General features: G+C 56.2%; 10 protein-coding genes. 3 read left to right on the forward strand and 7 right to left on the reverse strand.

The genetic code is table 11. From position 1 onward, the window contains the following. Positions 1 to 37 precede the first annotated feature (37 nt). Both DK871_RS06125 and DK871_RS06130 read right to left on the reverse strand, forming a co-directional pair. On the reverse strand, positions 38 to 1,324 hold the full coding sequence (locus DK871_RS06125; RefSeq protein ID WP_256677386.1) for a polyamine ABC transporter substrate-binding protein: 1,287 nt from the start codon (positions 1,322 to 1,324) through the stop codon (positions 38 to 40). Positions 1,325 to 1,646: 322 nt separating this feature from the next. Beyond that, positions 1,647 to 2,846 (reverse strand): agmatine deiminase family protein, encoded by a 1,200-nt coding sequence (locus tag DK871_RS06130; protein WP_218581329.1) that lies wholly within the window; start codon positions 2,844 to 2,846, stop codon positions 1,647 to 1,649. A 250-nt stretch (positions 2,847 to 3,096) separates the two neighbouring features. On the opposite strand from DK871_RS06130, the gene DK871_RS06135 reads away from it, so the two are divergent. After that, a complete protein-coding gene (locus tag DK871_RS06135; RefSeq protein WP_161904361.1) occupies positions 3,097 to 3,999 on the forward strand; it encodes a LysR substrate-binding domain-containing protein in 903 nt (300 codons plus the stop codon). A gap of 359 nt (positions 4,000 to 4,358) precedes the next feature. Here the strand turns inward: DK871_RS06135 and DK871_RS06140 are convergent, their stop codons facing one another. The 4 genes from DK871_RS06140 to DK871_RS06155 all read right to left on the reverse strand — a co-directional run bounded on the left by DK871_RS06140 (position 4,359) and on the right by DK871_RS06155 (position 9,838). After that, the gene (locus tag DK871_RS06140) at positions 4,359 to 4,580 is read right to left on the reverse strand and encodes a helix-turn-helix transcriptional regulator (RefSeq protein WP_161904362.1); all 222 of its coding nucleotides are present in this window, start codon (positions 4,578 to 4,580) and stop codon (positions 4,359 to 4,361) included. A 10-nt stretch (positions 4,581 to 4,590) separates the two neighbouring features. Then, positions 4,591 to 5,151: a DUF2975 domain-containing protein gene (locus DK871_RS06145; RefSeq protein WP_161904363.1), complete on the reverse strand. Its 561-nt coding sequence runs from the start codon at positions 5,149 to 5,151 to the stop codon at positions 4,591 to 4,593. A gap of 104 nt (positions 5,152 to 5,255) precedes the next feature. Next, positions 5,256 to 6,539, reverse strand: a complete 1,284-nt coding sequence (locus tag DK871_RS06150; protein ID WP_218581330.1) for a tetratricopeptide repeat protein — start codon at positions 6,537 to 6,539, stop codon at positions 5,256 to 5,258. Positions 6,540 to 6,586: 47 nt separating this feature from the next. Next, positions 6,587 to 9,838 (reverse strand): transporter substrate-binding domain-containing protein, encoded by a 3,252-nt coding sequence (locus DK871_RS06155; protein WP_161904364.1) that lies wholly within the window; start codon positions 9,836 to 9,838, stop codon positions 6,587 to 6,589. 304 nt (positions 9,839 to 10,142) lie between these two features. On the opposite strand from DK871_RS06155, the gene DK871_RS06160 reads away from it, so the two are divergent. After that, on the forward strand, positions 10,143 to 10,838 hold the full coding sequence (locus DK871_RS06160) for a response regulator transcription factor (protein WP_124401028.1): 696 nt from the start codon (positions 10,143 to 10,145) through the stop codon (positions 10,836 to 10,838). Here DK871_RS06160 and DK871_RS06165 read toward each other — a convergent pair. Then, the gene (locus DK871_RS06165; protein WP_161904365.1) at positions 10,835 to 11,428 is read right to left on the reverse strand and encodes a response regulator transcription factor; all 594 of its coding nucleotides are present in this window, start codon (positions 11,426 to 11,428) and stop codon (positions 10,835 to 10,837) included. The two genes, DK871_RS06160 and DK871_RS06165, sit on opposite strands and share 4 nt — an antisense overlap. Before the next feature lie 327 nt (positions 11,429 to 11,755). Between DK871_RS06165 and DK871_RS06170 the strand changes: the two genes are divergently transcribed. Next, positions 11,756 to 12,172, forward strand: a complete 417-nt coding sequence (locus tag DK871_RS06170) for a C40 family peptidase (protein ID WP_218581335.1) — start codon at positions 11,756 to 11,758, stop codon at positions 12,170 to 12,172. Positions 12,173 to 12,182 lie beyond the last annotated feature (10 nt).

The following is a 12,182-nucleotide window of genomic DNA, read 5'->3' on the forward strand; positions in this document are numbered from 1 at the left end:
GTTCCGTTGAGTTTCACTGGCGCAGCGCAATTTACTGTCAGGTTCCCGACTTGAGCTTGGTCCATGCACGGGTGCGAGCGCGTTCTGCACTGGACGGCAGAGGCACCAGCGCGAATAGCGAAGTCTGGATGTCGGCGGCGGGGTAGAGATTGGGGTTGTTGCGGATTTCCGGGCTGACCAGGGCAGTGGCGTCCTTGTTCGGGTTGGGATAACCGACGAAGTCGCTGATCGGAGCAATCACCTGGGGTTGCAGCAGGTAGTTGATCAAGGCATGGGCATCATCCGGGTTCTTCGCATCCTTGGGGATGGCCAGCACGTCGAACCAGACCGGTGCGCCTTCCTTGGGCAAGCGCATGTCCACCACCACGCCGTTACCGGCCTCCTTGGCGCGATTGGCCGCCTGGGAGAAACTGCCGGAGTAACCCACGGCCACGCAGATGTCACCATTGGCGATATCGGTCATGTATTTTGAGGAGTGGAAGTAGGCGACGTTGGGGCGGATCTTTTTCAGCAGTTCTTCCGCCTTCGTGTAGTCCTTGGCCTGAGTGCTATTGGGCGGCAGGCCCAGGTAGTGGAGGGCGATGGGGATCATATCCGTCGGCGAATCGAGAAGGGCCACGCCGCACTGCTTGAGCTTGGCAATGTTCTCTTCCTTGAAGATCAGATCCCAGCTGTCCACCGGCGCGTTTTCGCCGAGCGCAGCCTTGACCTTGGCCGGGTTGAAACCGATCAGTACGGTTCCGTACAAATAAGGCACGGCGAAACGGTTACCCGGATCGTTGGCTTCTATCAGCTTCATCAGTTGCGGGTCCAGATGCTTCCAGTTGGGTAGCTTGCTGCGGTCAAGTGGCTGGAAAGCGTCGGCCTGAATCTGCTTGGCCAGGAAACTGTCGGACGGCACCACCACGTCATAGCCGGAGTTTCCGGTGAGCAGTTTGGCCTCCAGGGTTTCGTTGCTGTCGAAGATGTCGTAGACCAGTTTTGCGCCATTCTCCTTCTTGAAGTTGTCCAAGGTCTGCGGCGCGACGTAGTCGAACCAGTTGTAGACACGCAGGGTGCGCTCTTCCGCATTAGCGTTAGCGCTTAGCAGGCCTAGGCTGCAGATCGTAGCGAGGAGCGTACGGGGGAGTTGATGCTTGATCAATTTCTCACGGCCTTGGGTGATGGTGCCCACTCGTTTGGCTGCCAGCGCCGGGCCAGCAAGCATTGTCAGCGCTTTCAGCAGGGCACGCAGGCTGCCGACTCGAACGCGGGCGGTGCGCCAGGACACCGAGTCCGCTTCCTTTTCGATTGTTTGCCACGGCTGTTGCTGCTTGTACTTCATAGGACCACCTTTTGAATTATTGTTTTTGGCCTAGCTCCGGATGAATTGTCGCGGCTGCTCTAACCACAATCAATCTATATAAATTGCGATAAATTAAAGCAATAAAACTAAATGATAGGATCTCACACGCATGTCTCCTACGCTTTGTGCAAGCGCTGACGGGGATGCGCCATGCAGCGGCATGCACAAACGCGGGCACGTCATCTTTTGGAGTTGGGCGGTGATTCCCCGCGCAGGGCTGGATCAGCCGAACTGGCCCAACCCTGCGAGGGAAAGCAGTCTGGCTATTGCTTGCGTCTCATAGGCGGCAATACTTTCAGCGCTAACCGACACTAGGAATGTGTTGGGTGATGCAATGCACACCACCGCCATTGTTGGCAAGGATGGTGCCATCGACACCCACGACTGGCCGTCCCGGAAAAATCTCCCGGAAGAGATTCAAGGCAATCTCATCTGAAGGAGTGCTCGAAGTAGGAACCACAATGCCGACGTTGGATTTGTAGAAGTTGATGTAGCTGAAGTTCTCCACCGTCAGGCCTGATACCTTGAATGTTGGCTGAACGGGCATCTTGGTAATCTTGAAGGGGCGGCCCCTTGCATCGGTGCTTTGTTGCAGCACTGCCAGGTTTGCCGCCATCCTGGGCACGTTGGGGTTGCTTGGGTCCGACGGGTAATTCAATAACAAATGGGCTGGCTCGATGTAGGCAGTAACCAGGTCGACATGCCCATCGGTAGCGGCAGCGCCGTCGTCGCCGTACACCCCATACGGCAGCCAGATCATCTTGGTCGCGTTATAGGCACGCAGCAGCGCGGTCTCGATCTGTGCCTTGGTCATGCTCGGGTTACGATTGGGATTGAGCAGGCACTGTTCGGTGGTAATGAGCGTGCCCTGCCCATCGGTAATCACCGCGCCACCTTCAAACACCATATTGACTGGTGATTTAGGCACATTAAGGGTGGCGCACACGCCGACGGGCAATTGATCATCCAGAGTGGCCGACCATCTGTTACCCCAGCCATTGAAAATGAAATCGCGTCCCAGCATGTCGTGCCCTGATGGGCTTAGCGCGAATACTGGCGCGGTATCACGGGTCCAACAATCGTTGTATGGATACTTGATGACAGTAACGTTAGGGCCGCAGCGCTTGCGTACAACCTCGGTATTGCCGGTCATCGCCATCATCAAGACCGGCTCAAACTGCGCAATGGCGTTCGCTACGTTGATGACAGAATCCTGCATGGGTTTCAGCTGGTCCTTGTAGCTCTTGTCATAGGGGTACGCCATCAACACGCTCTGGTGTGGCTCCCACTCTGCGGGCACCCGATAGCCATCGGAGGTAGGCTTGGACTCCGTTGCCTGGGCCAGGCGTCCAAGCCCTGATGTGCCGATGGCAGTTGCAGCAACCGCCACCAAAGCGCCCATATTGAACCGGCGCCTTCCCGGATTCGAGGGCCCCTCCATCGCGGCTTGATCTGCCATCAACTGCTCTGTTGCCAACTGCATATCTTGTTCTTTATCCATGTAACGAGTCCCCAGGTTATCCAGCCAGCTATCTCATTTACCAAGGCACACGAGCGAAATAGGTAGAGGTGCACCGAGCCCATCCCTCATCGCTTATTTGCCACGCCTGTTGTTGCCTGCGCTTCGTAGGGCCACCTATTGAATGGTTGTCTTTAGCCTCCCTCCGCTGAATCTTTGCGGTTGCTGAAGGCGCAATCAACCTATATAAATTGCCAACGAAATAGGCAGAAAAACTAAATGGTAGACCCGTATGCCCTTGCCTCCGCTCCATGCGTTTCGCGTATTTGAATGTGTTGCAAGGCTGGGGCATGTCGGCGCTGCCGCCGCTGAACTGCATGTAACTGCGGGTGCCGTCAGCCAGCAAATCAGAGCCTTGCAAGGTTCACTTGGCATCAAACTGTTCTATAAGCAGGGGCGCCACCTGGTGCTGACGGAGCGTGGTTTGGCACTCCAACGTTCGGTAGCGCGAGGCATCGGCGAAATCACTGAAGGGGTGAGACAGATCTGCGAGGCGGATTTCCAAGAGCCGACGGCGAAAGTCTTGACCATTTCGACAGAGCCGGTTTTTGGCGCGGCCTGGCTGATGCCGAAGTTGTTCACCTTTCGTGCAGAACATCCGCATATTCATCTGCGTGTCATTACTGCCGACGACATCAGCGAGGTGGACTGGCGCAGGGCTGATGTTGCCGTGCTCTATGACGCCCCGATCTGGGAAGGTTTCTGGTGGCGACCATTGCAGAACCTGCACATGTTTCCGGTTTGCTGTCCGCAATTGCTGCGCGGCCCCCACGCGCTCAAGCTACCCTCTGACCTGATTCACCATCGTCTTTTGCATGAAGATGACGGCACTCAATGGCGGCGCTGGTTGCTTGAGGCTCGCCTGCCCTATCCGGGCGATGCCGATGTCCATCTGGAAGACCTCGGCATCGCCTTGCAGGCCGCTCGCGATGGCTATGGTGTTGCACTCAGCGATGAGATCAACTCGTCACGCGACCTAGATGAGGGACGCCTGGTGCAACCCTTTGCACTGAAGGTGCCGACAGGGATGGATTATTTCTGCATCTGCAACGAGGAGAGTCGCGATATCCCTGAGATAGCTTTGCTCATCGATTGGCTGATCGAGCAGGCAAAGATAGTCCCGGCCTACCCGTAAGCGTTGTTGGGGGGATTTAACGCTCACGTGACTCAGCGACGGATGTAGATACCAGCACTCCATTACAAACTGCCCGCGATTGCGGTGGAGCAATCAATGCATTAGCTGACTGGTCCACCGTAATCGCGGGCAAGCCCGCTTCCACATTGGAAGTGATGTCTGGAGAGGCGGTGGTTACTGCAGGTTCACGAACAACCCGCCATCCACCAGCAACGAAGCGCCGGTTCCAACCCATTCATTACTCTATTGGTAATCTGAGTTCGTAGGGAAACTCTTATATGGACGCCTTCCGGAGCTAAATAGGCTTGGAATGCCGAGATTTAATAAATGCGGGATATCGGCATTTAACTCAATGATTATTAGATAGGTACATCTGGTTCCGGTTGATACACCAATAAATCACCAGGCTGGCAGCTCAGGTATTTGCAAATCGCCTCAAGCGTACCTAAGCGCACCCCCTTCACCTTTCCCTGTTTCAACAAAGATAGATTTTGTTCGGTGATGCCAATCGCCGCCGCGAGGTCTTTCGACTTCACCTTGCGCTTGGCCAGCATCACATCCAATTCAATAATGATCGGCATGGTCGTGGCCTTACACAAACGTTTTGATTTCAGAGTCGATCTCACTCGCGCGGGCCAGGATCCGAGCGATCACCGCGATGCAGCCGGCAAGAAAGAGCGCGACGAAGTCTGCCGAGGTGAAGCTGATGGTGAAAAGGCGCTGACCGGGTGGAGCGTGCAATGTTGCCAAGACACTCAGTATCGGCATGCATATGAAACTTGAAATCACCCAAAGGACAACGCTACGTCCGACTTTCCCCAAGTGAGCCGCAGCAAGGCTGGAGAAATACTCCTCTCGCGCATACGCCTGGAAAAGCCGGCGTAAGTGATTCAGCCCGCAGGCCAAGGCGATCAAAGGCACGCTTGAAACCACAATGGCGCCCAGCGTTTGCCACCAGGCGAGCATTTCGATTTTGATCGACAGCTGGGTAATCATCACGCCACTCAGGGAAAACCCGGCGCCTAGCCCATCGCTGGACCCCAGCACAGGAAAAATCCACAAGGCGGCGTTGAAGACGAGCATTCCTGCGATGAGCATCAGTGTTACGACAGCCATCCGTTGGCTGAATCGTACAAGGTGGGTGAGGGGCATGGTTTGAGCCTCTGTGTGGGTGAGGCTCGAAAATTACAGGATAAATTATCGTAAAACAATAATTATTTGCTGTAATTTATTTATAGGCTGCCTGAAGGGGGCGCTCAGCTCACCAACTCAACCCGCCATTGCCCGTTGGCAATCGGCTCCACAATAAAAAACGGCAGGTCAGCCACCCATGTTCCGTCCTTCACCAGGGCACTGTAAGCGCATCTCTGCACGCCATGCTGGTCCACCACACGCCAACCCTGACGCTCGTCGTCGCCTTTTGCACTGCTGCCCCGTATACCCTGAAAGCTGGCATTGCTGCCGACATGAAAACTCTGCGTGCGCCAGCGGATCGCTTCATGCGCGGGGAAGGGGACCGCGCCGTGGAAGTCAAACCAATCGTCATGGCTCATTACGCTGCGATGCAGCGTCGGCCACACGATCTCACGCAGGAAAATCTGGTCGGCGAAACGCGTCACGTCGGTCTGCCGGGCCAGCCAGGTTTGCATGAGCGGCTTCAATGTCATCAAACCGCCCCGGCAGCCTCCCCACAAACCCGCCAGGACGAGCTCGGTGTGGGTGAAGTAATCGCGCATATGATGAAACCAATACTCGCTGGCGACCCACTGCGCGACAGCCGCTTGCTCGCGCTCTGACAGCAGCGAGTCGGCATCTCGAATCAGATAACGATCAACGTCCGGATCGTCCACCACCAGGAAACGCCACATCAGCGGATGTACGCCGTCTTGGGCTGCGCCGCTCATGTCGATGATCTGTGCGCCAGCTTCATGCAGGCGCTGATGGATGGGGCGGGGGACGGAATCGTCGAGGTAAATGCGGCAGCGCCAGTGGGGGAACAGCTCCTTGGCGACATGGACGTTGGCAACCGCTGATTCACAATACCGTGGGCTGTCACCGAACAAGGTGAACGCGATGATATTGCGCTGCGGCTGATCAGGCTGGAACGCGGGTGGGTTGCCCGTCAATGGGTGACTGGGGCCATGGCTGTGACGCACGGCGGAGCGCTCCAGGGACTGCTTGCCATAACGTTGCGTGTCCTCGCGCAGGCCCAGCCACCCGCAGACTTCGGCAAGGCCGTCGAGCCAGGTCTGGCCGGCCTGCGCCTGGAGCGCCGCCGGGGCATCGTAAATGCGCATATACAGCGCATGGGCCTGGGTGTATTGCTGCTGGCGCATCAGGCACAAGGCGTAGTCGGATATCACGCCCATATGCTGCGGCATAATCTTCAGCGCACCTTGCGCTGCGACACAGGCGGCGCCGAAGTCGTGATGGGCCATGGCGGTCTTGAAGGTGTGTGCCAGTTGTTCGAACTGCTTGGCCTGTGAGGGCTGCTGCTTGATGGGGCGGGTTCGTGCGCCGCCGGATTTTCGATTGCTCATGACTTACCTGAGGATTGGCCTGTCCGCAGGCGGATGGGCATGGATGTTCAAGGGGTTGCCAGCAGGTGTTGCTCCAGCGACTGCATGATCTGGATAACCGTTTTGACCTGCTCTTCGCAGGCCCCGGTATCGTTCATATGCACCAGCGACTCCAACTGCGCACAGGCCTCGATCAGTTCGCGCGCGTCGGCCAGTTGAGCACCGCCCTTGATCTTATGGGCGAGGCCGCTGATTTTTTTCAGCTCCTTATCGAGCATCAATTGTTCCAGGCGACTAGCGTCCTGGCGGTTGGTATTGATCAACTCTTCTACCAGTGGCCCATAAGCCTCTGGGCACAGGATGCGCAGTTTTTCCAGTTCGCCACCGGTGGTACGGGCGGCTTTGACCTGGCGTTCAATCTGGGCGGTGACCGCGTGAATCTGCTCGGTGAGGATTTCAATGCCGATGGGTTTGAACAGGCATTGAGTCATACCGGCATCCAGGCAATCCTGGACAATGTGCGACTGGGCATTGGCGGTGAGACCAAAGATCGGGTGCATGCCCAGGCCGCGCGATTGCTCGAGGGTGCGGATACGGCGGGTCAGTTCATAGCCGTCCATGCGCGGCATATTGCAGTCGGTGATGGTCAAGTCGAATGGCGGGTCTGCCGCTTCCCATTGCGCGAATGCGGTTTCGCCGTCGTCGCAAGGCACCGCACGATGGCCCAGGTATTCAAGCTGTTGACACAGCAGCAAGCGGTTGGCGGCATGATCTTCGGCCACCAGGATATTGAGGCTAAGACCTTCTGGGGCCACGGGGTGAACAGAGGCTGGTTCGTCCACCATGAGCGTGCGCTCGGCCTCGAACGCCAGCCGGAAGCATGAGCCGTTGCCGGGTTCGCTGGTCACGCTCAACTGCGCGCCGAGCAATGTCGTAAGGCGCGTGCAGATGCTCAGGCCCAGGCCGGTTCCGCGCACAGTCGTCGGGGCAGACGCGACCTGGACAAACGGTTCGAAGATGGCTTTTTTCTGCTGCTCATCCAAGCCCGTGCCGGAGTCCCGTACCTCGATGACGTAGCGGGCCAGGTTCGATTCGGGGTTGTCGGGCAATTGCTGGAGCGACAGTTGGACGAAGCCTTGGTCGGTAAACTTGATGGCGTTGCTGATCAGGTTGGCAATGATCTGGTTGAGCATCAGTGCATCGATGATCACGTGTGGGTCTTGGATGTCGATCATCACGCTAAACGTGAGCTGCTTGTTCTTGGCATTGATTTCGAACAGCTTGTGAACCGAGTGGAGCAATTCGCCGAGCCGGGTAGGGCGGGGTGACAACACCATGGCTCCAGCCTCGATTTTCGACAGGTCAAGAATGTCGCCGATCAAGGACAACAACGACTGCGCCGACTCATGGGCCACTGCCAGATTGTCATTGATCTGCTGCGGCGTGCCGCCCCGCACACGCAGCATTTCGATCAGCCCGATCAAGGCGCTGATCGGTGTGCGGATTTCATGGCTCATGCTCGCCAGGAAAGTCGATTTGGATTCGTTGGCTTCATCGGCAGCTTGCTTGGCCACCCGCAGTTGTTCCACCAACTGCTCGCGTTCACTTTCGGCTTTCTTGCGCTGCTTGATTTGCGCCTGCAAATAGTAGTTCCAGACCAGGAACGCCAACACGAACAACAACGCCACGCCGATGACTTTATACACACTGCTCTTGTAAGTGCTCCAGGAACTGGCCACGGCCGGGGCGGCATGGTTGCGCCAGCGGTCACTCAGGGTCTTGAACTCTTCGGGAGGAATCTCCAACAGCACCTTGTTGATGATGCTTTTGAGCGGCATGTCTTCATGGGCAACGACCATACCGATGCGTGCAGGATTGGGCCCCACCATGCCGGAGATAACCAGATCGTTTCGAAAATGGTGCTTGATGAAATAATTGGCGCCCAGCTGGGTATGAACGCTGGCGCTGACATCACCATTGGAAACCAGCTCGACGCCGCGCGCCGCGGTTTCAACCGGCACTAGCGTAACCGCCGGGTATTGCTGCTGGAGCCATTTGGAGAGAGGGTTGCCAATGGGGATAGCCAGGCGTTTACCCTTGAGTTCGTTGATGTCTCGAACGGGGGACTGACGTTTGGTGACCACCACGAAAGGGCTGATCGTATACGGGCGTGTGTACTGCAAGGGGTCAAGCCGCAGATCACCGATACTCAAGGCGGCGATCAGGTCGGCTTGATTGTTCTGCAGCTGCTTGATCATGTCCGAAACGCTGTCGCTGCGCAGGATCTCGATTTCCAGCCCGGTGCGTTGCGCAAGGATGGTCAGCAAATCCGCAGTCAGCCCTTGCAGTTTGTTGTTTTGATCATAAAACGAGAGCGGCGCGTAAGAGGCGGCCAGCACCACTTTGATTTTTTTGTGCTGCTCAATCCAGGTCAGCTCCTCCTGGCTCAGTTCAAGCGGTGTTCTATCCGCGACGAAATGGTCAGCCAACCCCCAGCGACTGGTCATTCGCTTCATATCGTTCTGAGGCAGCGCATCGAGGGTGTCGTTGATGGCCGCCAGAAGCTGGGGTTTTCGATCGCTCACGGCAAAATTGATGTCAGCCGAGGTCTCTGTCGCCTCGCTGGCGATATAAATATCGTTGTTGTAGAGCATTCGAATCAGGTATTCGGCAACGATGGCGTCGGTCCAGAACGCATCGGACTGGTCATAAATCAACGACGTCAGGCCGTTCAAATGGTTGGGGTACTGGATGAGTGTGGCGTGCGGGTATTGCTGTTTCAGCAGTGCGCCAGTGGCATCGTCACCGACATAGGCCAGGCGTTGGCCGGCGAGGTCGGCAGAGGGCTGACGCGTTTCGCCGATACGCCTTGCAATCACCTTATTGTTGAGCAAGTAGGGCCTGGATTGGGTGATCGCACCTTCTTGGCCCTCGCTCACATCGTGCAGCGCCAGCATATCGACGCGACCTTGCAGCAACGCCTGCCGGGCTTCGGCACGGGTGGCAAAACGCAGCACTTTAAGGCGGATACCGGTGGCCGCCTGGATAACACCCAGGTAATCCGCCGCCACGCCTTCGAACTGGCTCTGCTCAAAGCCCATGTGCAAGGGCGGCCATGCGCCCCTCCAGATTGCTGCGGTTACCTCGGGGCGAGTGCTCAGCCATGCGCGGGTCTGGGGACTGAATATGACCTTAGGCGTGGTAACCGGTGCATGAATCTGCAGCTCTGTCAGCTCCGGTTCCTGCGCATACAGCGTGGTTGCCGTCAGGCAGGTAAGCAAGCCCAGGGACCACAGACACAACAAGCGAAGGGTTTTCAAGGCGTTTCATTTCCATTGAGAGCGCGAATGACCAGGCAGTTCCTGGGGAGGGCGAAAGGGGTATACGTAAACGATTCAGACAAGCCTATACCCTCGCGTCCTACACTGCTCTGTTAGGACAATTCTTACAAACACGGCAGGGTTAGTTAAACGAGATTTGTCTCAAACACAGCGTGCTGTGATGGGGTACGTAAGGCGCATGCGCTGATGTTTATTTCCCACAACGATTGAGCTATGGTGCAGCTGCGACGCCGCCTGTAGGAATAGTTCGCTACCATCGTAAGAGTAATGGAGTTCTGAAAAAATGCAGTGGTCGGTCGTGTCACCTCTTCGGATTATGTTGCTCGATGACCATGCGTTGATTCGTGAGGCGCTCAAAGTTCGACTGAGCAACGAAGCGGACTTCAGGGTGGTCGGCGTCTATTCTGGCAGCCCAGACTTGCTCGCGGCGTTACGCACAGAAAAAGCTGACCTTCTGGTACTCGACTATCAATTGACCGACGGCGAGCTGGACGGCCTGCGCTTGATCCAATTATTGCGCAGCCATCATCCGGATCTACGCATCCTGATTTTTTCCTCTGTGGAGCGGCCGGCCACCGTCAACATGGCGATTCGCGCCGGGGCTAACGGCTTCTTCGGCAAGTCCCAGGCCACTGAAGAGCTGGTTAAAGCGATCCGCATGGTGGCGTTGGACCGGTTATACCTGTCGCCGGCCATGTCGGCAGAATTGGACTCGACACCGGTCACCTCGGCAGCCACGTCAGACGAACAAGCCGGTGCGGATGGCTCTGGAGCGCTGGTCAATTACCCCGCCCTGTCGCCCAAGGAGCGTGAAGTGCTGCGCTGTTGCCTGGAGGGTATGTCGGTGTCGCAGATCGCCGATAAATTCCTGCGTAGCCGTAAAACCATCAGCGGTCAGAAGCAGGCAGCGATGCGTAAATTGAACGTACGAACCGACTCCGAACTGTTCAAACTGCACTTGGATTTGGGCGATATCTAAGTCTGCAGGCTCGCGTTGAGTTTGATCAGTAATCGCGCCTTACATGCCCTGATGGTCCTGCTGCTCAAGCCCATGCGTTCGGCGATCTGTTCGTTGGACAGGCCTTGCGAGAGTTGTTGCAGCACATCGATTTCGCGAATAGACAGCGTTTTGAACAAAGCCTCTTGTTCCTGTTGCAGCAGGTCGATACAGGCCAGGGGCAAGGCGCGCTGAGCGAAGTAGCCGAGCCCGTCGTTGACGGCATGAACGGCGTTGACCAGTTCACACAGATCCTGATGTTTATTCACAAACCCATGAGCCCCGGCACGCATGCAACGGATGGCTATGTGATTGGACTCTTTCGCCGTCAGTACAACGATCTTGACGGGAGCGTGCAGGGCGATCAGTTGATCGATGATGGACAGGCCATCAACGTCCGGCAAACCGATGTCGAGCACTACGGTGTCCGGGTGCAGCGTGTGAGTCAGCCGCAGGGCGTCGGCGCCAGTGCCGGTTTCGCCGACAATAACGCCTCCCTCTTTTTCCAATAAATGCCGGACTGTCATGCGCACTGCCGGATGGTCGTCGACGATTAAAACTTGATTGTTCATGGGCTGAGCCGCTGGGAGAATTTAATCCAACGGATTTTGACCTATATTGAAATGTACGCAATGCTTGTGAGGGTTTTTGAGACAAGTCTTGAAACTTGCAAGTCATTCAGTGTCCGCCCGTCGCTCGCCAACCTGGCCGGTTAATGAACTGAGACAAATCCTATTCGCCGTGCTCCGTGCGCTAAATAGTATGCGTTGATTCTAATGCAAGTTATTTAGTGGATATCTATCGTGTCGAAATTTAAAGTGGTGGTCGCTTTATGCTGCCTATTCTCGAGTGCTGTGTTCGCGTCGAAAAAACATGACGGTTCAATCAATACAGCCTATCTGAAGCTGGATTCACGCAGCACCGTCAGCACTTCCAGGCATGCTGGCAAGGTCGTCGGCCGCGCTCACGAACTGATTGGAACCCCCTACCGCTGGGGAGGTGCGTCCGTCAGTCAGGGCTTTGATTGCAGTGGCTTACTCGTTTATCTGTTCCGCAGCGAGGCGGGTATTCATATCCCGCGTACGACTTCGTTGATGCTCAAGTCAGCCTCTAAAGTGGTCAAGCGCGCGCATTTGAAGTCCGGTGATGTGGTGTTCTTCAAGCACAATGGCGGTCAGCGCATGAAACATGCCGGCATTTATATCGGCGACAATAAGTTTATTCACGCGCCCAGAACCGGTAAGCATGTTCGTATCGACTCCCTGAGTAATAAATACTGGAATAAAAGCTATTTAACGGCCAAGCGATTTCATTGATAAGCCATCA

The organism is Pseudomonas sp. L13 (genome assembly GCF_009935965.1).
Classification (GTDB): domain Bacteria; phylum Pseudomonadota; class Gammaproteobacteria; order Pseudomonadales; family Pseudomonadaceae; genus Aquipseudomonas; species Aquipseudomonas lactis.

Excerpts from the sequence above, each read along its gene's own strand:
- DK871_RS06125 (WP_256677386.1), bottom strand. The coding sequence starts at position 1,324 with ATGAAGTACAAGCAGCAACAGCCGTGGCAAACAATCGAAAAGGAAGCG.
- DK871_RS06130 (WP_218581329.1), bottom strand. The coding sequence starts at position 2,846 with ATGGATAAAGAACAAGATATGCAGTTGGCAACAGAGCAGTTGATGGCA.
- DK871_RS06160 (WP_124401028.1), top strand. The coding sequence starts at position 10,143 with ATGCAGTGGTCGGTCGTGTCACCTCTTCGGATTATGTTGCTCGATGAC.
- DK871_RS06135 (WP_161904361.1), top strand. The coding sequence starts at position 3,097 with ATGCCCTTGCCTCCGCTCCATGCGTTTCGCGTATTTGAATGTGTTGCA.
- DK871_RS06140 (WP_161904362.1), bottom strand. The coding sequence starts at position 4,580 with ATGCCGATCATTATTGAATTGGATGTGATGCTGGCCAAGCGCAAGGTG.
- DK871_RS06165 (WP_161904365.1), bottom strand. The coding sequence starts at position 11,428 with ATGAACAATCAAGTTTTAATCGTCGACGACCATCCGGCAGTGCGCATG.
- DK871_RS06150 (WP_218581330.1), bottom strand. The coding sequence starts at position 6,539 with ATGAGCAATCGAAAATCCGGCGGCGCACGAACCCGCCCCATCAAGCAG.
- DK871_RS06145 (WP_161904363.1), bottom strand. The coding sequence starts at position 5,151 with ATGCCCCTCACCCACCTTGTACGATTCAGCCAACGGATGGCTGTCGTA.